The organism is Micromonospora gifhornensis (assembly GCF_016863515.1).
In the GTDB taxonomy this organism is placed as follows: domain Bacteria; phylum Actinomycetota; class Actinomycetes; order Mycobacteriales; family Micromonosporaceae; genus Micromonospora; species Micromonospora gifhornensis.
Window position 1 is genome coordinate 206,660 of sequence record NZ_BOPA01000021.1, and the last position, 19,023, is coordinate 225,682.

19 protein-coding genes are annotated in these 19,023 nt (G+C 71.2%); 10 read left to right on the forward strand and 9 right to left on the reverse strand.

Going from position 1 to position 19,023, the window contains the following annotated elements:
- Positions 1-47: 47 nt before the first annotated feature.
- The gene (gene msrB / locus Vgi01_RS16715; RefSeq protein ID WP_013732337.1) at positions 48-458 is read left to right on the forward strand and encodes a peptide-methionine (R)-S-oxide reductase MsrB; all 411 of its coding nucleotides are present in this window, start codon (positions 48-50) and stop codon (positions 456-458) included.
- Positions 459-463: 5 nt separating this feature from the next.
- On the opposite strand, the gene Vgi01_RS16720 is transcribed toward msrB, so the two are convergent.
- The 3 genes from Vgi01_RS16720 to Vgi01_RS16730 form a co-directional block, all read right to left on the reverse strand.
- Positions 464-1,075: a DUF305 domain-containing protein gene (locus Vgi01_RS16720; protein ID WP_204291611.1), complete on the reverse strand. Its 612-nt coding sequence runs from the start codon at positions 1,073-1,075 to the stop codon at positions 464-466.
- 56 nt (positions 1,076-1,131) lie between these two features.
- The gene (locus tag Vgi01_RS16725; protein ID WP_126712218.1) at positions 1,132-1,875 is read right to left on the reverse strand and encodes a lytic polysaccharide monooxygenase; all 744 of its coding nucleotides are present in this window, start codon (positions 1,873-1,875) and stop codon (positions 1,132-1,134) included.
- 99 nt (positions 1,876-1,974) lie between these two features.
- A complete protein-coding gene (locus Vgi01_RS16730) occupies positions 1,975-2,250 on the reverse strand; it encodes an isoamylase early set domain-containing protein (protein ID WP_204291612.1) in 276 nt (91 codons plus the stop codon).
- 214 nt (positions 2,251-2,464) lie between these two features.
- Here Vgi01_RS16730 and Vgi01_RS16735 point away from each other — a divergent pair, with 214 nt between their 5' ends.
- The 3 genes from Vgi01_RS16735 (at position 2,465) to Vgi01_RS16745 (ending at position 4,542) form a co-directional block, all read left to right on the forward strand.
- Positions 2,465-2,725 carry a metallothionein gene (locus Vgi01_RS16735; RefSeq protein WP_013732333.1) on the forward strand — a complete coding sequence of 87 codons (261 nt, stop codon included), beginning with the start codon at positions 2,465-2,467 and terminating at the stop codon, positions 2,723-2,725.
- 122 nt (positions 2,726-2,847) lie between these two features.
- Positions 2,848-3,288: a GNAT family N-acetyltransferase gene (locus Vgi01_RS16740; RefSeq protein ID WP_204291613.1), complete on the forward strand. Its 441-nt coding sequence runs from the start codon at positions 2,848-2,850 to the stop codon at positions 3,286-3,288.
- Positions 3,289-3,450: 162 nt separating this feature from the next.
- Entirely contained in the window at positions 3,451-4,542 is a 1,092-nt protein-coding gene (locus Vgi01_RS16745) for a lytic polysaccharide monooxygenase auxiliary activity family 9 protein (protein ID WP_204291635.1), read from the forward strand.
- Positions 4,543-4,690: 148 nt separating this feature from the next.
- Here Vgi01_RS16745 and hemQ read toward each other — a convergent pair whose 3' ends face one another.
- The 3 genes from hemQ to hemE are packed head-to-tail and all read right to left on the reverse strand — an operon-like array spanning position 4,691 to position 7,901.
- On the reverse strand, positions 4,691-5,392 hold the full coding sequence (hemQ, locus tag Vgi01_RS16750; protein WP_013732330.1) for a hydrogen peroxide-dependent heme synthase: 702 nt from the start codon (positions 5,390-5,392) through the stop codon (positions 4,691-4,693).
- Complete coding sequence (hemG, locus tag Vgi01_RS16755) at positions 5,389-6,798, reverse strand: protoporphyrinogen oxidase (protein ID WP_204291614.1); 1,410 nt, start codon at positions 6,796-6,798, stop codon at positions 5,389-5,391. The genes hemQ and hemG overlap by 4 nt, the downstream gene beginning before the upstream one ends.
- Positions 6,799-6,803: 5 nt before the next feature.
- The gene (gene hemE / locus Vgi01_RS16760) at positions 6,804-7,901 is read right to left on the reverse strand and encodes a uroporphyrinogen decarboxylase (protein ID WP_204291615.1); all 1,098 of its coding nucleotides are present in this window, start codon (positions 7,899-7,901) and stop codon (positions 6,804-6,806) included.
- Positions 7,902-8,125: 224 nt separating this feature from the next.
- On the opposite strand from hemE, the gene Vgi01_RS16765 reads away from it, so the two are divergent.
- The 4 genes from Vgi01_RS16765 to Vgi01_RS16780 all read left to right on the forward strand — a co-directional run bounded on the left by Vgi01_RS16765 (position 8,126) and on the right by Vgi01_RS16780 (position 13,552).
- On the forward strand, positions 8,126-8,698 hold the full coding sequence (locus Vgi01_RS16765; RefSeq protein WP_102657170.1) for a DUF3000 domain-containing protein: 573 nt from the start codon (positions 8,126-8,128) through the stop codon (positions 8,696-8,698).
- Positions 8,699-8,782: 84 nt separating this feature from the next.
- Complete coding sequence (locus Vgi01_RS16770) at positions 8,783-10,099, forward strand: ribonuclease D (protein ID WP_102657169.1); 1,317 nt, start codon at positions 8,783-8,785, stop codon at positions 10,097-10,099.
- 193 nt (positions 10,100-10,292) lie between these two features.
- Entirely contained in the window at positions 10,293-11,486 is a 1,194-nt protein-coding gene (locus tag Vgi01_RS16775; protein ID WP_102657168.1) for a thiolase family protein, read from the forward strand.
- Positions 11,483-13,552, forward strand: a complete 2,070-nt coding sequence (locus Vgi01_RS16780) for a 3-hydroxyacyl-CoA dehydrogenase NAD-binding domain-containing protein (protein WP_204291616.1) — start codon at positions 11,483-11,485, stop codon at positions 13,550-13,552. The genes Vgi01_RS16775 and Vgi01_RS16780 overlap by 4 nt, the downstream gene beginning before the upstream one ends.
- A 161-nt stretch (positions 13,553-13,713) precedes the next feature.
- On the opposite strand, the gene Vgi01_RS16785 is transcribed toward Vgi01_RS16780, so the two are convergent.
- From Vgi01_RS16785 to mdlC, 3 genes are all read right to left on the reverse strand, one after another.
- A complete protein-coding gene (locus Vgi01_RS16785; RefSeq protein ID WP_204291617.1) occupies positions 13,714-13,938 on the reverse strand; it encodes a hypothetical protein in 225 nt (74 codons plus the stop codon).
- 198 nt (positions 13,939-14,136) lie between these two features.
- Positions 14,137-15,228 (reverse strand): Glu/Leu/Phe/Val family dehydrogenase, encoded by a 1,092-nt coding sequence (locus Vgi01_RS16790; protein ID WP_204291618.1) that lies wholly within the window; start codon positions 15,226-15,228, stop codon positions 14,137-14,139.
- Between the two features lie 19 nt (positions 15,229-15,247).
- On the reverse strand, positions 15,248-16,837 hold the full coding sequence (gene mdlC / locus Vgi01_RS16795) for a benzoylformate decarboxylase (protein WP_204291619.1): 1,590 nt from the start codon (positions 16,835-16,837) through the stop codon (positions 15,248-15,250).
- Between the two features lie 128 nt (positions 16,838-16,965).
- On the opposite strand from mdlC, the gene Vgi01_RS16800 reads away from it, so the two are divergent.
- The gene (locus Vgi01_RS16800; protein WP_102657163.1) at positions 16,966-17,694 is read left to right on the forward strand and encodes an IclR family transcriptional regulator; all 729 of its coding nucleotides are present in this window, start codon (positions 16,966-16,968) and stop codon (positions 17,692-17,694) included.
- A 108-nt stretch (positions 17,695-17,802) separates the two neighbouring features.
- A partial coding sequence (locus tag Vgi01_RS16805; protein ID WP_204291620.1) for a hypothetical protein occupies positions 17,803-19,023 on the forward strand: 1,221 nt, incomplete at its 3' end.

Here is a 19,023-nt window from a genome sequence, read left to right on the forward strand (position 1 = left end):
TTCGCGACCATATGCGATGGGTCCGACGTTCGACGTACCGTTGACGGGTGAGTCTTCCCGACAGCGAACTGCCCCGCACCGAGGACGAGTGGCGGGTCCGGCTCAGCCCCGAGGAGTTCCGGGTGCTGCGCGAGCACGGCACGGAGCCGGCGTGGACCGGCGAGTACGTCGACACCAAGACCCCCGGCATGTACCGCTGCCGCGCCTGCGGTGCGGAGTTGTACCCGAGTGACACCAAGTTCGACTCGCACTGCGGGTGGCCGAGCTTCGACGACGCCATCCCGGGTGCGATCAAGGAGATCGAGGACAACTCCCTCGGCATGCGGCGCACCGAGATCCGCTGCGCCCGCTGCGACAGCCACCTGGGGCACGTCTTCCGCGGTGAGGGCTTCACCCCGAAGGACACCCGGCACTGCGTGAACTCGCTCTCCATCCGCCTGGACCCCAGCACCCCCTGAGCCGGTCAGGCCGCTGCCGGGTGGGCGGCCAGCATCGCGACCTGGGCGGTACGGGACTGCTCGATGCGTCGGGCGAGGTCGCGTACCCGCTCGTCGGTGCCGGCTGCCAGGTGCGCGCGGGCCAGGTCGGCGGCGCCCTTCTGGTGGGTAGCGAGCACCTCGACCAGCACCCGGTCCACCTCGCCGGCCGGGGCGTCGCGCAGCCGGGCCAACTGGTCCGGGCCGGTGCCGTGGCCGGCGTGCTCGTCGGCGCGGGCGCTGCGCCCGGCCTGCGCCAACCAGCCGCGTGCGGTGGCCAGTTCGTCGGCCTCGGTCACCTCGATGGCGGCGATCAGGGTCCGCAGGTCGGGGTCGGCGAGCCGGTCGTGGACCAGCCGGGCGATCTGCAGGGTCTGCTCGGTGTGCCCGGCCATCATCGACAGGAACAGCAGGTCGATGCCGGCCATCCCGGTGGCTGCCGGCGTACCGGATCCGGCGGCTCGCGGTGCGTCGAGAGCGGGTGACGCCGCCGGGCCGGTCGCCGATGCGGTCGCGGCCGGCGGTGCCGGCGCGCCGCCACCGCCGTGCTGCCCACCGCCGCAACCGGTGGCGAACAGCACGGCGGTCAGGGCCAGCACCGCCCGGAGGCGGGCCGGCGGGAGGTGCGGCCGGGACCAACCGCACCTCCCGCTGCTCAGACCAGGCTCCACAGCGCTGGTACGTTCGGCGGCTCCCAACCGGCGATCGCGGTGTGCGCCTGCCGGCAGCGGTACGTCCGACCGCCGTAGGTGACCTGGTCGCCGACGGCGTACGCGCGGCCCGCGGTCCAGGTGCCACCGGCCGGCGGGTTGCTGGTCGGGGCGACGGTCGGGGTGGGCGACGGTGCCGGCGGGGTGGTCGGGCTCGGGCTCGGCGGCGGGTTGCCGCCACCGCCGATCTGCAGGTCGACGCAGGAGTAGAAGGCGTTGGCGGTGTCGGCGATGTTCCAGACGGCCAGCAGCTTCTGGCGGCCGGAGTAGCCGGACAGGTTGACGCTGTGCGAGACGGTGGGGCCCGGCTGGCGTCCGCCGCCGCTGAACACGGCGACCCGGGTGTTGCCGATGTAGTACTCCCAGTCGCGGGTGGCGTGCATCGCGGTGTTCACCCAGGTGAAGGTGACAGTGGTGCCGACCGAGGTGGCGGGCCAGCCCCGGTTGTCGTCGTTGAGGACGGCGAAGTGGGAGATGTTGGCGTGGCAGGTGCGCAGCCCCTTGGGGCCTTCCACGCTCTGCGGCTCCCAGCGGATCTGCCCGCAGTCGGGCACCCGGTTCTGGGCGCAGAGCGCCTGCCGGCTGGGCGGTGACGAGACGTAGCCGTGGGCCTGGGCGGGGGCGGCGACGGCCAGGGTGGCGACCATGGCACCCGTCGCGACCAGCGGGAGAGTGATTCTTCGACGCATGGCGGCGGCTCCTTCGCGGCATGTTGCCTGGTGAGGTGCCACCAACATAATTTAAACAATGTTAACAGTAAAGACCGTTGTCAATAAAAGTGGCAGCACTCAGAGGACCAGCAGGCCGCCCTGGTCGTCCACTCGGTCGGCAGACTCGTCGTCGAACCACAGCCCACCCGTGGCCAGGTAACGGAAGCGGTGCTGTCCCGGCCCCAGCCGTACGGTCACCGTCCGGGTGCCGTCCCGGCGGGCCACCAGCACGTGTTCACCGGGCTGCCAACCGTTGAAGGACCCGACCACGCTCACCGTCCCCGGTGGGGTGTCTCGGGGAAGGCAGAAGGTGACCCGGGTCTGACTGCCGAAGAGTCGGTTCCGCTTGATCATCATTCCTCCCGGTTCGCGTACTCCACCGAAAGGCGGCGGCCGAGCCGCCGCCGGCCAGGTCACCAGGTACAACGGCCGATCCGCGGCGAGCGACACGCCGCCCCGTCCGGGCGATCGGCTCCCCGTCCGGGCGATCGGCGCCGAATCCGGGCGACCCGGCCGGTCGGGTGCCGCACGCTGGGGGCAACAACCGGGCTATCGAGGGAGATGCGTCGTGGCGACGTGCGAGGTCTGCGGAAACGACTACTGGCTGGCCTTCGAGGTACGCACCGTCAGCGGCGACGTGCACACCTTCGACAGCTTCGAGTGCGCCGCACACAAGTTGGCCCCGATCTGTGAACACTGCCAGGTGAAGATCATCGGGCACGGGGTGGAGGTCTCCGGGCGGTTCTTCTGCTGCGGTCACTGCGCCCGCGCGGTGGAGGCCGAGCAGGGCGCCCAGATCCGTGACACCGTCGGCGCCCGCCCCGCCTGACCGTGCACGCCCTCATCGCCCGACCAGGCGCGGCCCCGCCCCGCTCGACCAGGCACGCTCCCCGTCGCGGCTGACACCCACCCGAGATCGGCGGCCGGTCGGTGACGCCCTAGCCTGGGCCGATGCCGAGCACGCAGCTGCGGGTCGCCGGGTTCGCCGACCTGGACGCCCGCACCTTTCACGACCTGGTACGGCTGCGCGTCGACGTGTTCGTCGTCGAGCAGGAGTGCGCGTACCCGGAACTCGACGGCCGCGACGTCGAACCCGACACCCGACACCTCTGGCTGGCACGCGACGGCGCTGTCCTGGCGTACCTGCGAATCCTGGCCGACCCCGACGGCGTGGCCAGGATCGGTCGGGTGGTGGTGGCGCCGTCGGCGCGCGGAGGCGGTCATGCCGGGCGGCTGCTGACCGCGGCCCTGGCCGAGATCGGCGACCGGCCGTGCGTGCTGGAGGCGCAGTCGCATCTGGTCGACTTCTACGCCCGGCACGGGTTCACGGTCAGCGGCCCGGAGTACGTCGAGGACGGCATCCCGCACACCCCCATGCGCCGCGACCCCTGATCCGACCGCGGCGATTGACGGATGGCGATGTTTTGTGCCATTCTTCCGCACGGAGCCAATAACCGCAGTGCCACGCGGACCGGCGCGGGAGAGGCAACTCCCGGGCGTTCGGGCGATGTCGCAATCCGACGACTCCCCCTGGGGGCTCCACGCATGTCCAAAATGCTCAAACCCGCCAGGCTGGCCGGCCTGCTCGCCACCGCGGCAGCCGCCACCCTGCTCGTCTCCACCGCCTTGGTCAACTCCGCCTCAGCACACGGCTCGGTCGTCAACCCCGGCGCCCGCGCCTACAGCTGCTGGGAGCGCTGGGGTGGCGACCACATGAACCCTCGGATGGCCACCGAGGACCCGATGTGTTGGCAGGCCTGGCAGGCCAACCCGCAGGCCATGTGGAACTGGAACGGCCAGTTCCGTGAGGGCGTCGGCGGCAACCACCAGGCCGCCATCCCGGACGGCCAGCTCTGCTCGGGCGGCCGCGCCGAGGGTGGGCGCTACAACGCCCTGGACACCATCGGCGCCTGGCGGACCACCCAGGTCTCCAACAGCTTCCGGTTGAAGTTCTTCGACCAGGCCAGCCACGGGGCCGACTACATCCGGGTGTACGCCACCAAGCAGGGCTTCGACGCGCTGACCAAGCCGCTGGCCTGGTCGGACCTGGAGCTCGTCGGGCAGATCGGCAACACGCCGGCCTCCCAGTGGCAGCGTGAGGTCGACGGCGTCTCCATCGAGATCCCGGTGAACGCGCCGGGCCGCAGCGGCCGGCACATCATCTACACGATCTGGCAGGCCAGCCACTTCGACCAGTCGTACTACCACTGCAGCGACGTGCAGTTCGGTGGCAGCACCAACCCGCCGCCCACCACGCCGCCGCCGACCACTCCCCCGCCCACGACCCCGCCGCCCACCACTCCTCCGCCGTCCACGCCGCCGCCCACCACCCCGCCGCCGGCGACGGGTGCCTGCTCGGCGACGTACCAGGTGACCAACAGCTGGTCCGGTGGCTTCCAGGGTGAGGTGACTGTGACCGCGGGCAGCGCGGCCATCCGCAGCTGGCGGGTGACCTGGACGTACGCCAACGGTCAGCAGGTCAGCCAGGCATGGAACGCCACGCTCAGCTCCAGCGGCTCGACGGTGACCGCCACCAACGTCAGCTACAACGGCAGCCTCGGCTCCGGAGCCAGCACCACGTTCGGCTTCCTGGCCTCCGGCTCCAGTGCCAGCGCACCCACGCTGACCTGTACGGCCACCACCTGATCCCGAGCGGGGTCGCGCCCATCTCCCTCGGGTGCGGCCCCGCCCGGCCGACCGACGGGCCGACGCTGACGCGTCGGCCCGTCGGCGCCGGTGAGTGTTAACAGGGGGCCCTTGCTATGCACGAGGCGTTAACAAGGTGCCCTTCCTTTCACGCCAGGGCGGTGACGATGTCGGCGATCGAGCGGCGGCGGCCGGTGTAGAACGGCACCTCCTCGCGGACGTGCAGCCGGGCCCGCGAGGCGCGCAGGTCCCGCATCAGGTCCACGATCCGGTGCAGTTCGTCGGCCTCGAAGGCGAGCATCCACTCGTAGTCGCCGAGCGCGAACGAGGCCACCGTGTTGGCGCGTACGTCCGGGTAGCCCCGGGCCATCTGGCCGTGCTCGGCGAGCAGTTCCCGCCGCTCGGCGTCGGGCAGCAGGTACCAGTCGTACGAGCGGACGAACGGGTAGACGCACAGGTAGGCGCGGGCCTCCTCACCGGCGAGGAAGGCCGGGATGTGGCTCTTGTTGAACTCCGCCGGCCGGTGCAGCGCCATCTGCGACCAGACCGGGGTCATCGCCCGCCCCAGCGTGGTACGCCGGAACCGCAGGTAGGCGTCCTGGAGGGCGTCGCTGGACGAGGAGTGCCACCAGATCATCAGGTCGGCGTCGGCGCGCAGCCCGGCCACGTCGTACGTGCCCCGGACCACCACGTCCTTGCCGGCCAACTCCTCGATCAGCGACTCGACCTCGCCGGTGACGTTGTCGCGCAGCGACGGCAGCGGGGCGCTGACCCGGAACACCGACCACATGGTGTAGCGGATTGTGGAGTTGAGTTCCTTCAGCCGGGCCGCGTTGCTCTGCTCGGTCATCTCGCCGATCCTCCCAATGCAGTGATGATCTCCTCGGCCGCCGTCTCGCCGGAGCGGACGCAGACCGGAATGCCCACGCCGTCGTAGCCGGCACCGGCCAACGTCAGCGTCGGATGCGCCGCCCGCAGGATGGTCCGCGCGGCGGCGATCCGATCGAGGTGCCCGGGGGTGTACTGCGGCAACGCCCCACCCCAGCGCTGCACGTGCCCGCCGACCGGGGCGGGCAGCGGCGTGCCGAGCACCGCCGACAACTCCCGGTGCACGGTGGCGGCCAGGTCCTCGTCGGAGCGTTGGAGCTGGGCCTCGTCGCCGTAGCGGCCCACCGAGGCGCGCACCAGCGCCACCCCGTCGTCGCGACGCAGGTGCCCCCACTTGGTGGTGAAGAACGTGGACGCCTTGATCAGCAGCCCTTCGGTGCCGGGCACCAGGAAGCCGGACAGCTGCGGCAGCGTCGGCTCGGGCAGGGCCAGGGTGACAAGCGCGACGCTTGCGTAGTCCAGCCCGCCGATCTTCGCCGCCACCGCGTCGGCCACGCCGGTGAGCAGCCGGGCCGCCGGCCGGGCCGGCACCGCCAGCACCACCGCGTCGACGTCGACGTGCTCCGGGTCGCGGGTCGGCCCGACGGTCAGTCGCCAGCCGGTGCCGGTCGGGGTGAGTTCACGGACCGCGGCGTTGGTGCGGATGGTCGCCCCGCTGGCCGTGGCAGCGGCCTCGACCAGGGTGCTCAGCCCGCCGTCGAGGGTGCCGAAGATCGGTTGGCCGGTGTAGCGGGGTGCGGCGGCCTGCGCGGCCCGGACCGCGTCGAGCAGCGTGTGCCGGGTGCGGGCGGCGCGGGCCAGGGCGGGCATGGTGGTGGCCAGGGACAGGTCGTCGGCCCGGCCCGCGTACACGCCGCCGAGCATCGGGTCGACCAGCCGGTCGACCACCTCGTCGCCGAACCGGGCGCGGACCAGCGCGCCGACGGAGACGTCGTCGCTGTCACCGAGCATCGGCGCGCCGTCGTCGTGGTCGGCCTGCGGGGTCGGCCGGGCCACCGTCGCCACCTTCTCCAGATCCCCGGGTACGCCCATCAGCGTGCCGCCGGGGATCGGCCGCAACTGGCCGTCGACGGCGAGCGCCGCCTGCCCGACGGTGGGGTGCACGATCCGGTCGGCCAGTCCGAGGCGGCGGATCAGGGTCACCACCGCCGAGTCGCCGCCGGCCGGATCCCGCATCAGGAACGATTCGGCACCGAACTCCACCGGACCGCCAAGCAGTTCACCGGTACGCAGCTTGCCGCCGAGCGCGCCGGACTGCTCGTACACGATGATCTCGGTGTCTTCCGGGGCGCGGTCGCGCAACCGGACCGCGGCGGCCAGGCCGGCGATGCCGCCGCCGACGACCGCCAGCCGCCACCGCGACGCCATGGCGGTCAGGCCCCCTCGGCGGGGCGGGCGGACAGTTCGTGCACCAGTGCGACCACTCGGGTGAGCACCTCCGGGTCGGTCTCCGGCAGCACCCCGTGTCCGAGGTTGAACACGTGCCCGGGGGCGGCGCGGCCCTCGTCGAGGATGCGGCGCACCTCGGCCTCGATGACCGGCCACGGGGCGAACAGCAGGCACGGGTCGAGGTTGCCCTGCACCGCCTTGTCGGGCCCGATCCGCCGGGTCGCGACGTCCAGCGGGGTACGCCAGTCCACGCCGACCACGTCGGCCCCGGCCTCACCCATCGCGCCGAGCAGCTCGGCGGTGCCCACCCCGAAGTGGATCCGGGGGATCCCCGCGTCGGCCAGGCCGGACAGCACGGTCGTCGAGTGCGGCAGCACGAACCGGCGGTAGTCGGCCTCGGAGAGCGCGCCCGCCCAGGAGTCGAAGAGCTGCACCGCGCTGACCCCGGCGGCGATCTGCACCCGCAGGAACGCCAGGGTCACCTCGGCGAGCCGGCCGGCCAGGGCGTGCCACAGCTCGGGATCGCCGTACATCAGGGCCTTGGTCTTGACGTGGTTGCGCGACGGCCCGCCCTCGACCAGGTAGCTGGCCAGGGTGAACGGCGCACCGGCGAAGCCGATCAGCGGGGTGTCGCCCAACTCCTTGACCAGCATCCGGACCGCCTCGTCGACGTACGGGACGTCGTCGCGACCGATCGGGCGGATCCGCTGCACGTCGGCGGCGGTACGCACCGGCTCGGCCACCACCGGCCCGGTGCCGGGCACGATGTCCAGGTCGACCCCGGCGGCGGCGACCGGCACCACGATGTCGCTGAACAGGATCGCCGCGTCCACCTTGTGCCGGCGTACCGGCTGGAGGGTGATCTCGGTGACCAGGTCGGGGCGGCGGCAGGACTCCAGCATCGCCACGTTGGCCCTGATCTCGCGGTACTCCGGCAGCGACCGGCCGGCCTGGCGCATGAACCAGACCGGGGTGTGCGGGACGGGCTGACGACGACACGCCCGCACGAAGGGCGAGTCGGCGGGCCCGCCGGGGCGGGAAGCGTCGTCTCGGGCAGCGGCGCCCGTGGTGTCGGTGGTCATCGCGGCCATCGTGCCACGCGCTGCACCCGTCTCCCTCCCCCACCGCCCACTTTGTGACGTGACATGAAAGGAAGGGCACCTTGTTAACGCCTGCGGTAGAGCAGGGGTCCCCTGTTAACAGCCGACGCGGACCGGATCGGCGCGAGCCGACAAGTGATCAACGGCGAGTCGATCCTCGGCGTGCCGTCACAGCGAGGCGGCGGGTGGCGGCTTAGGCTGCGGACATGGCCCCCCCGATCGCGCTTCCGGACACCTTCGCCCGCGCGGTCGCCGGGCTCCGGTCGGCGACACCCCGGCCGGAGATCGACCTGGAGGAGATCGGCGCCCCGCAACGACTCGCACCGTACGCCTTCGCGCTCTCCGCCTCAGTGCTGCGCGACGGCGACGAGGTGACCACCGGGCGGCTGATCCTGTTGCACGACCCGGTCGGACACGAGGCCTGGCAGGGCACCCTGCGGCTGGTCACCTACGTCACCGCCGAGTTGGAGAGCGATCTGGCCGCCGACCCGCTGCTGCCGGGGGTCGCCTGGACCTGGCTCACCGATGCCCTCGACGCCCAGGATGCGGGTTACCGGGCGATCGGCGGGACGGTCACCCAGACGATGTCGAACCGGTTCGGGGATCTGGCCGGTCCGCCCGCGACCGCCGACATCGAGATCCGCGCCTCGTGGACACCGACTGACGGGGACCTCGCCTCGCACCTGTACGCCTGGTGCACCCTGCTCGCCTCCACCGCCGGCCTGCCGCCGCCCGGCGTCACCGCCCTGCCCGACCGCCGAGCCGCCGCCACCGGCTGAGCCGCGGGCGGCGGACCGGCCGGGTCGACACGCGGCGGGGGCGGGTGCGCGCGGTGTGTTCCGCTTCCGCACTAGGGTTGTCAGGTGACCGACGAACCACCCCTGCGCCGTCGGACCGCCGCAAGCCGTACGGGAAACGACATCGAGACCCCGCCCTCGGCGCGGCCGGAGCCGTCGGACGCGGGGACCGAATCCACCGGCGGCGAGTCCGTGCCGCTGACCGCCCCTCGCGAGGGCACCCCTGAGCCGGTGACCGTCCCGGAGCAACTTGCCGAGGTGGTGGCCCGATTCGCGGCCGGCAGCGGCCCGGTGGCCCTGGACGCCGAGCGCGCCTCGGGCTACCGCTACAGCCAACGGGCGTACCTCGTGCAGTTGCGGCGTAGCGGCGCCGGTACCGCGCTGATCGACCCGTTGCCGCTGCCCGACCTGAGTGCGCTCGACGCCGTGATCGCGGACACCGAGTGGGTGTTGCACGCGGCCAACCAGGATCTGCCCTGCCTCGCCGAGTTGGGGCTGCGTCCGCGGCGGTTGTTCGACACCGAGCTGGCCGCCCGGCTCGCCGGTTTCGAACGGGTGGGCCTGGCCGCGCTCACCGAGCAGCTGCTCGGCTACAGCCTGGAGAAGCACCACTCGGCGGCGGATTGGTCCAGCCGGCCGCTGCCGGAGTCCTGGCTGACGTACGCGGCGTTGGACGTGGAGCTGCTGACCGACCTGCGGGACGCCCTCGACGCGGAGCTGACCCGGCAGGGCAAGTCGCAGTGGGCGGAGGAGGAGTTCGCCGCGCTGGTTCAGGCCGGCACCCGCCCGCCCCGGGTACGCGCCGAGCCGTGGCGCCGTACCTCCGGCATCCACCGGGTCCGCGGCGCACGGGCGCAGGCGCGGGTGCGGTCCCTGTGGTACGCCCGCGACCAGATCGCCGCCCGCCGGGACTCGGCGCCGGGCCGGGTGCTGCCCGACTCGGCCATCGTGGCAGCGGCGGAACTGGACCCGAAGGACGAGAAGACGCTGCTCACCCTGCCCGGTTTCGGCGGCCGGTCGGTACGCCGGCTGGCCCGGACCTGGCTGGCGGCGCTGGACGACGCGCGGCAGTTGCCGGACGAGGATCTGCCGGTGGCACCGACGGTGGAGGGCCCGCCCCCGCCGCACCGCTGGGCCGAACGGGATCCGGCTGCCGCCGCCCGGCTGGCCCGCTCCCGCGAGGTGGTGCTGCGGCTGGCCGGCGAGCACAACCTGCCGCCGGAGAACCTGATCTCCCCCGACACGGTCCGCCGGCTCGCCTGGCAACCCCCCGAGGAGATCACCGAAGCCACGGTCGCCGACGCCCTACGCGCCCTCCACGCCCGCGAATGGCAGATCACCCTCCTCCTCCCCGCCCTCACCGAAGCCCTCCTCCCCACCTGACCCCCCGACCTCTTTGTTGATCAAGAGGTTTGCGTCAGCGACACGCCGTACGGCAGACGCAAACCTCTTGATCAACAAGGGTGAAGGGGCGGGGTGAGGCTGGGTGTGGGCTGGGCCACAGGGTGGGGTGGGGCGAGGATTGTTACTGACGGGTAGCATTCGGGGAAATGCCAGTGCCGGCTAGGAGGCTCCAGTGCCCCGTGAAGTTCGGGATGTCGTCTTCGTCGACGGCGTCCGTACCCCGTTCGGCAAGGCGGGTGGCATGTACGCCAACACCCGCGCCGACGACCTGGTGATCCGATGCATTCGCGAACTGCTACGCCGTAACCCGCAGCTGCCCCCGGAGCGGGTCGAGGAGGTGGCCATCGCCGCCACCACCCAGATCGGTGACCAGGGACTGACCATCGGCCGTACCGCCGCCCTGCTGGCGGGTCTACCCAAGAGCGTCCCCGGCTTCGCCATCGACCGGATGTGCGCCGGGGCGATGACCGCCGTGACAAGCGTCGCCAGCGCCATCGCCGTGGGCGCGTACGACGTGGCGATCGCCGGTGGTGTCGAGCACATGGGCCGCCACCCGATGGGCGAGGGCGTCGACCCCAACCCGCGCATCGTCGCCGAGAAGCTCGTCGACCCGTCCGCGCTGGTCATGGGCGCCACCGCGGAGAACCTGCACGACCGGCTGCCGCACATCACCAAGGAGCGCACCGACGCCTTCGCGCTCGCCTCGCAGCAGAAGACCGCCAAGGCGTACGCCAACGGCAAGCTCCAGGACGACCTGGTGTCGGTGGCCATCCGGGACGAGGAGGGCGGCTGGGGTCTGGCCACGGCCGACGAGGCCCCCCGCGACACCTCGCTGGAGAAGCTGGGCAGCCTCAAGACCCCGTTCCGCCCGCACGGCAAGGTGACCGCGGGCAACGCCGCCGGTCTGAACGACGGCGCCACCGCCAGCCTGCTGGTCGCCGAGGACGTCGCCCGCGAGCTGGGCCTGCCGGTCGCCATGCGCCTGGTGTCGTACGGCTTCGTCGGCGTCGAGCCCGAGGTGATGGGCGTCGGCCCGATCCCGTCGACGGAGAAGGCCCTGCGCATCGCCGGGCTGACCATCGACGACATCGGCCTGTTCGAGCTGAACGAGGCGTTCGCCGTACAGGTGCTCGCCTTCCTGGACCACTTCGGCATCGCCGACGACGACCCGCGGGTCAACAAGTGGGGCGGCGCGATCGCCATCGGTCACCCCCTGGCTTCCTCGGGCGTACGGCTGATGACCCAGCTCGCCCGGCAGTTCGCCGAGCACCCCGAGGTCCGCTACGGCCTCACCGCGATGTGCATCGGCATCGGCATGGGCGGCACCGTGATCTGGGAGAACCCGCACTGGGAGGGCAACAAGTGAGCGCGCTGACCGCACCGAACGAGGTGGTCACCCGGGCCCTGCTGCGCCAGGTGAACGTGCCGGGGCTGGACCGTCCGGCCGCCCTGATCACCCTCGACAACGGCTTCGACCACACCAAGCCGAACACCTTCGGCCCCGGCGGACTGTCCAGCCTGGACGAGGCGATCACCGCCGCCCTGGCCGCTGAGCCGGCGTTCATCGCGGTCACCGGCAAGCCGTACATCTTCTGCGTCGGCGCGGACATCACCAGCCTGCCGCTGCTGGCCGACCGGGAACAGGCGCTGGCCATCGGGCAGCTGGGCCACCGGGTCTTCGCCCGGCTCAAGGACAGCCAGATCCCGACCTTCGCCTTCGTCAACGGCGCGGCGATGGGCGGCGGACTGGAACTGGCCCTGCACTGCCACTACCGGACCCTGTCGGCCGGTGCCGCCGCCCTGGCGCTGCCGGAGGTCTCCCTGGGTCTGATCCCGGGCTGGGGCGGTACCCAGCTGCTGCCGAACCTGATCGGCATCCCGGCGGCCACCCAGGTGATCATCCAGAACCCGCTCATGCAGAACAAGATGCTCAAGCCAAAGCAGGCCGCTGAGCTGGGCATCGCCGACGTGCTGCTGGAGCCGGCCGACTTCGTGGAGCGGTCCCTGGAGTGGGCCGCCGGAGTCGTCCGGGGCGAGGTCACCGTGACCCGGCCCGAGGTCGACAAGGACATGTGGGCCGGGGTGCTCTACTTCGCCCGGCAGACCCTCGACCAGCGGCTGCACGGCGCTGTCCCGTCCGCGTACAAGGCGTTGGACCTGCTGGAGACGGCGAAGGACGCCGACTTCGCCGCCGGCACCGCCGCCGAGGACGAGGCCCTCGCCGACCTGATCTTCTCCGAGGAGCTGCGCAGCGGCCTGTACGCCTTCGACCTGGTGCAGCGGCGGGCCAAGCGCCCGGCCGGGGCACCGGACAAGGGCCTGGCCCGCCCGGTGACCAAGGTGGGCATCGTCGGCGCCGGCCTGATGGCCAGCCAGCTGGCGTTGCTGTTCGCCCGCCGCCTGCAGGTGCCGGTCGTGATGACCGACCTGGACCAGGCCCGGGTCGACAAGGGGGTGGGCTACGTGCACACCCAGATCGAGAAGCAGGTCAGCAAGGGCCGGATGGACAAGGGCACGGCCGCCAAGCTGTACGGCCTGGTCAGTGGCTCGGTGGACAAGGCGGCGTTCGCCGAGGCGGACTTCGTCATCGAGGCGGTCTTCGAGGACCTGAACGTCAAGAAGCAGGTCTGGGCCGAGCTGGAGAAGATCGTCAAGCCGGAGGCGGTGCTGGCGACGAACACCTCGTCGCTGTCCATCACGGCGATGGCGGCGGAGCTGGAGCGCCCGGAGCGGGTGGTGGGCTTCCACTTCTTCAACCCGGTTGCCGTACTGCCGCTGCTGGAGATCGTCCGCGGTGAGCGCACCGACGACGCCACGCTGGCCACCGCCTTCGCGGTCGGCAAGCAGCTGAAGAAGTCCTCGGTGCTGGTCGCGGACGCCCCGGCGTTCGTGGTGAACCGGCTGCTCACCCGCTTCCTCGGGGCGATCTTCGCCGCCGTGGACGCGGGCACCCCGCTGGAGGTGGCGAACCGCGCGGTGGACCCGTTGGGTCTGCCGATGCGTCCGCTGGCCCTGCTCCAGCTGGTCGGCCCGGCCGTGGCGTACCACGTGGGCGGCACCCTGCACGCCGCCTTCCCGGAGCGCTTCGGCATCAGCGAGAACCTCAAGCGGATCGCCGACTCCGGCCAGCCGATCGTCGTCGACGACGAGATCAACGCCGAGGTGGCGAAGCTGCTGGTGGTCGGCGACCAGCCGCTCACCGAGGAGCAGGTGCGGCAGAACGCGTTGGACGCGCTGGCGCAGGAGATCCGGCTGATGCTCGACGAGGGTGTCGTGGCGCAGGCGCAGGACATCGACCTGTGCATGATCCTCGGCGCCGGCTGGCCGTTCCACCTGGGCGGCGTCACGCCGTACCTGGACCGGACCGGCACCAGCGAGCGGGTGACCGGCCAGCGGTTCCTGCCGCGCGGAGTGGCCAGCCTGGCCGGCTGACCCACACCCCGAGAACACCGGATCGCGGTGGTCGCCCCTGGGGCGGCCGCCGCGATCTCATTTGGCGGCCACCCGCGGCCCGGTGTCTGAGTCAGATGCCGCCGCATGGTGTCCGTGCGGGTGCCGGGTGGGGCGGCGATCCGTGGTCCGCTCGGTGACGGTCAGGAGGCTCGTCGTCTCCGGATGACCAGCAGGACGCCCTGATGGATCAGGACGCCGACGGCGGTGTTGAGCACGGCCAGCCCGGCGGCGGCGAGCAGACCCGGCCCGACGTCCTCCACACCGCTCGCGACAAGCAGAACCGGCCATCCCACCGCAGCGAGGATGAGCGCCGAACGCCACCAGCGCCCGAACAGCAGGCCGAACACGATCAGCGTCGGGATCATCGGACCTCCCATGGTCAACTGCCCCACCCGCGGGAGGCCTGACGGGCCAGCCGTCGCACGCGGGCTGACGGCGCACACAGGCTGACGGCCTCGACGTCGGGCACGGCTGACGGCCTCGACGTTACGCCGTAACGGCGGTGACCCGCCTGGCCGGATACCGCCATCACGCCGTAACGGAGTCGATCAAAAGGGGGTCGGTCAGCGGGGTAGGTAGCCGTGCTTGAGGCCGGTTCGTGCCTGCTGGATGCGGGTGTGGGCGATGTCTTCGGCTGCCGTGCCGGGCAGGATGCCCTGCCGGCGGGCCAGGTCGAGCACCTCGGTCACCGTGTCGAAGATCTTCGCAACCTGGGCGGGCACCTCCTCCAGGGGAATCCGCCGGTACTCGGCCGATCCGGTGGTGACCCCACCGGCGCTGGCGACGAAGTCGGGCACCCAGAGGATGTCGCGCTCGGCGAGCTGCTGCTCGACCTCGGGGGTGGCGAGTTGGTTGTTGGCGGCGCCGCAGACCACTGCCGCGCGGATCGTCGGGACCGAGTCGCTGGTGAGGGTGGCACCGAGCGCGCACGGGGCGTAGATGTCGACAGGCGCGTCGATGACCCGCTCGGCGAGAAGCACCGCGGGCTGTTCCCGTCGGACCCGTTCGCGGGCGTGTGCGGAGATGTCGGCGGCGGTGACCGTGGCACCGGCCTCGACGAGGAGGCGGACGAGTTCGTGGCCGACCTTGCCGAGCCCTTCGACCCCGACGGTACGGCCGGCCAGGTCGGCGGTCCCCCATCGGACGGCAGCGGCGGCCCGCAGGGCGTGGAAGGCACCATACGCGGTCATCGGGCCGCTGTCGCCGTACCCTCCGGCGTTTGTGGTGCGGCCGAGGACGTGGTCGGTGGACCGGCCGATCACATCGAGGTCGGCGGCGCTGATCCCGACGTCGCCGGCGGTGACGTAGCGGCCACCGAGGCTCTGCACGAAACGTCCGTAGGTCTCCAGCAACGCCTCGGACTTGATCGTGTCGGGGTCGCCGATGATGACCGCCTTGCCGCCGCCGCAGGGCAGGCCGGCGACCGCGTTCTTGTACGTCATCCCCCGCGACAGGCGCAGCACGTCGGTCAACGCGTCGGCCTCGGTGGCGTACGGGTGCATCCGGGTGCCGCCGACGGCCGGGCCGAGGGTGCTGTCGTGGATGGCGATGATCGCCCGCAGCCCGGTCTCCGGGTCCTGGCAGAAGATCACCTGCTCGTGCGGGAAGTCGGGGAAACGGCCGAGCACCGGGGCGGACGGCTGGGGTGCGGACATGGGCTTGCCTTTCAGCGGTTCAGGGGGTGGTGAGGTCGGTGTCGACCTGGATGAGCCGGGGTTCCCCGGCAGCGAGGGCGTCGGTGACCGCCTCGACGAGTGCCGTACGGCTGGAGACCGCGACGCCGGTGACGCCGTAACCGGCGGCCAGCGCGGTGAAGTCGATGCCGGGGATGTCCAGGCCCGGGGTTTCCCCGGCCTCCAGCACCCCTGCGAACCAGCGCAGGGCGCCGTACGTCCCGTTGCGCAGGATGACGAAGATGACCGGGATGCGGTAGCGGGCGGCGGTCCACAGCGCGGTGATGCCGTAGTTGGCCGACCCGTCCCCGACCAGGGCGACGACCTGCCGGTCGGGGTCGGCCACCTGCACCCCGACGGCCGCGGGCAGCCCGAAGCCGAGGCCGCCGGAGGCGGGGAAGTAGTAGCTGCCGGGCCGGCGCAGGTCCGCCTGCGCCCAGAAGGCACCGCTGGTCGAGGTGGATTCGGTGACCCAGACGGTGTCGGCCGGAGCGGTGTCCCGCAGCACGGCGAACACCTCCTCAGGATGCAGCCGGCCCGCCGAGGCTGGTCGCGGCGTCGCAATGGGCGGCAACGGTACGAGGGCGGCCCGCCGCCCGGGGGTGACGGCGGCGGCCAGCCGGGTGAGGGTGTCGGCGAGATCGCAGACGATCGCGTCGCCCATCGGCGCGCGGGCGGCTTCGTCCGGGTCCACGGTCAGGTGCACCAGTCGGGTGCCCTCGGGCAGATACCTTCCCGGGTCGTACTGGTGGTAGCGGAACACCGGTGCGCCGACGACCAGGACGAGGTCGTGTCCGGTCAGCAGGTCACTGATCGCCTTGACCCCGGCCGGCAGCACGCCGCGGAAGGCGGGGTGGCGGGTGGGGAACGGGCAGCGCGACGCCGACGGGGCGATCCAGGCCGGGGCGGCGAGGGCTTCGGCGAGCGCCACGGCATGGTCGTTCGCGGCGGTCGCGTCGACGTCGGGTCCGAGGATCAGCACCGGCCGGTCGGCGCGGTCCAGCACCGCGGCAAGCTCGGTGAGCTGCCGGGTGGTCAGCGCCGCGGCGGTCACGGTGGTACGGGACAGCAGGTGCCGCGCGTCGACGGAGGACTGGGCCTGCCAGTCGTCGTACGGCACCGACACGTACACCGGTCCCTGAGGTGCCAGCGTGGCGGTGTGGATCGCCTGGCTGATGGTTCGGGGCACGTCCTCGGCGGCGGCCGGCTCGCTGCTCCACTTCACCAGCGGCCGGGGCAGCGCGGCGGCGTCCACGTTGGCGAGCATCACCTCCTGGCCGACCGTCGAGCGGACCTGCTGCCCGGCGGTGACCACAAGCGGGCTGTGCGAGTAGACCGAGTTCGTCAGTTGGCCCATCGCGTTGCCGCTGCCCGCTGCCGCGTGCAGGTTGACAAGCGCCGGGCCTCGGCGGGCCTGGGCATACCCGTCGGCCATGGCCAGCACCACGCCCTCGTGCAGGCCGAGGAGGTACCGGAAGTCGTCCGGCATACCGGCCAGGAACGGCAGCTCGTTCGAGCCGGGGTTGCCGAAGATGGTGGTCAGGCCGTGCGCCCGCAGCAGCTCGAAGGTCACGTCACGCACGCTCGCCACCGCACAGTTCCTCTCCGTCGACCCCCGACCAGTAGACCTTGATCTTCCGTCACGCAGAAGGGTCTGGGAGAAGGGTTCCTCTGTGCGGAATACTGCGCGGGTCGGCGGCGAGCAGTGGGAGGCAGGTCATGGAGTCGGTGGGCAACGCGCTACGAGCCCTGCTGTATCTCGGCGCCCAGGAGTCGGTGAGCGTGGCGGACCTCGGCCGGCACCTGCAGGTCGCCCCGTCCACCGCGCACCGGCTGCTGTCCACGCTCAAGGAGTTCGACTTCGCCCGCCAGGACGACTCCCGCCGGTACCGGCTCGGCCCTGCGGCACACGAGGTCGCCACCCGACAGGCCCCCTGGGACGTCGTCGCCGCCGTCCGCCCCCACATGGAACACCTGGCCGCGACCACCCGCGAGACGGTCAACCTGATCGGCTTGCAGGGTGCCTGTGTCGTCTTCCTCGACGGCGTCGAGAGCACGCAGACCGTCCGGGTCGGCGTCCGCACCGGCGACCGACTACCCGCCTACACCACCGCCGGCGGCAAGGCCCTGCTCGCCCAGATGCGCCCGAAGGACATCCGGGCGCTGCATCCGCGGACCCTGGCCGCGCTGACCGCCGCCACGATCACCACGACCGACCAACTGATCAAGGAACTCGACGCCGTACGCTCCCGCGGCTACGCGTCGAACATCGAAGAATGCGTCGACGGTGTGTACGCCGTCGGCGTGGCCGTCGTCCACCCCACCCGGGGCGCCGTGGCCGCACTCACCATCTCCGCCCCCGCACACCGGGTCGACGAGCGGCGCGCCGACCTCCTCGCCCAGCACCTCCTCCACGCCAACACCCGCCTCACGCAGGGCTGGCGGTGACTACCGAGTTCCCGTCCGGTTCAACTCGCGTTCCAGGAATGGTCCGAACGACTGCTGGTCTACTACCGTTTCGACAGGTGTCGCCACACGCTGCGGTATGCCACATTGATGACCATGGCCCGCGTGACGGTTGGCACCACCGATAACCCTGCTGACCAAGCTCGACTCGCCGTGTTGATCAGCGATTATGAGATGGCGCGCGATGATGAACGCACCCATGTCGCAACCATGGCGGCGATGATCGGTGTAGCGGTAGCCCTTGCCACTGCCGTTGTGGCGGTCATTAGCCAGACCTGCCAGTTCACGGGGAAAGCGGACTGCATCAAGGCAGACGATGCGTTGCTCGCCGCAACCCCGCTGCCGACCCTCGCCGTGCTGGCGTACATGCAGATGATCGGCATCTCTGCAACGATACGCTCGTACTACATGCGGGCGATAGAGACGGAGCTGCAGCAGTATGCGGCAGATCGGCTGATAGCGATCCCACAGTTGCGCCCTGCCAGCCTCATCGGCGTGACAACCCAGATAACCAGCTTGCGGCGCGGACGACTCGGCCATCGACTACTCTCCCTGCTGATCTACTTCTGCGTCGTGGTCGTCTTCGGCGGACTCGCCCTGTATGTCGCACTCAAGCTCGAACGGCCGTGGCAGCTGATCATGCTTGTCGCGTACGGCCTTTTCGCACTCCTGTTCACCGTCGAGGTGATGGTCACCGCGGTCGGCGGGAATTCACTTTTCTTCAAGCATATAGCGAGATACGCGGCACGAACCGTGGACTTTCGTAGGCCCGAGCCTCCTCTCGATTACGAACGCAAGCTCTGGTCCTACCTGATATGGCCGAGAACTGCAGACTGGATCAAGTGGCTCATCGTGCCGGCAATCGCCGGACCCCTCCTCTGGGCTGGACCTATCCGGCTCGATTGGAGTGGACTGTGGAACGCGTTGGCTGTCTGGTTCGCACTGGAGTTCCTGATCTATACCGCGCGTTATCAATGGAACGACATAATCGGACTGGCCGACGACGCCGCCCATCCCGCGAAGAAGGCGCGGAAGCGATTGCCGATGGGCGCCAGCCAGAAGATTATGCGACACAACGTACGATGGTCAGCCGCCGCGGCTCTCACACGTATTGCAATTGCCTTAGGGATCGGCGCCACCCTCGGCATGCCGTGGGTGATGACTTGCCTTATCGCTGCAGTCTTCGGCATCGCTATACCGTATGAGTACCTGCGGCGCCGTCCCGCCTCGGTGCGACCAGAGCAGACAACACCAGTAACCATCGCGATCTGGATCACAGTTGGACTCGGCTATGTCCTACGTGCCGCCACT

Bases quoted from the DNA above. Each gene is read 5' to 3' on its own strand.
- Vgi01_RS16725 (WP_126712218.1), bottom strand. From the start codon at position 1,875: ATGCGTCGAAGAATCACTCTCCCGCTGGTCGCGACGGGTGCCATGGTC.
- Vgi01_RS16730 (WP_204291612.1), bottom strand. From the start codon at position 2,250: ATGATCAAGCGGAACCGACTCTTCGGCAGTCAGACCCGGGTCACCTTC.
- Vgi01_RS16740 (WP_204291613.1), top strand. From the start codon at position 2,848: ATGCCGAGCACGCAGCTGCGGGTCGCCGGGTTCGCCGACCTGGACGCC.
- Vgi01_RS16745 (WP_204291635.1), top strand. From the start codon at position 3,451: ATGCTCAAACCCGCCAGGCTGGCCGGCCTGCTCGCCACCGCGGCAGCC.
- hemQ (WP_013732330.1), bottom strand. From the start codon at position 5,392: ATGACCGAGCAGAGCAACGCGGCCCGGCTGAAGGAACTCAACTCCACA.
- hemG (WP_204291614.1), bottom strand. From the start codon at position 6,798: ATGGCGTCGCGGTGGCGGCTGGCGGTCGTCGGCGGCGGCATCGCCGGC.
- hemE (WP_204291615.1), bottom strand. From the start codon at position 7,901: ATGACCACCGACACCACGGGCGCCGCTGCCCGAGACGACGCTTCCCGC.
- Vgi01_RS16765 (WP_102657170.1), top strand. From the start codon at position 8,126: ATGGCCCCCCCGATCGCGCTTCCGGACACCTTCGCCCGCGCGGTCGCC.
- Vgi01_RS16785 (WP_204291617.1), bottom strand. From the start codon at position 13,938: ATGATCCCGACGCTGATCGTGTTCGGCCTGCTGTTCGGGCGCTGGTGG.
- Vgi01_RS16790 (WP_204291618.1), bottom strand. From the start codon at position 15,228: ATGTCCGCACCCCAGCCGTCCGCCCCGGTGCTCGGCCGTTTCCCCGAC.
- Vgi01_RS16800 (WP_102657163.1), top strand. From the start codon at position 16,966: ATGGAGTCGGTGGGCAACGCGCTACGAGCCCTGCTGTATCTCGGCGCC.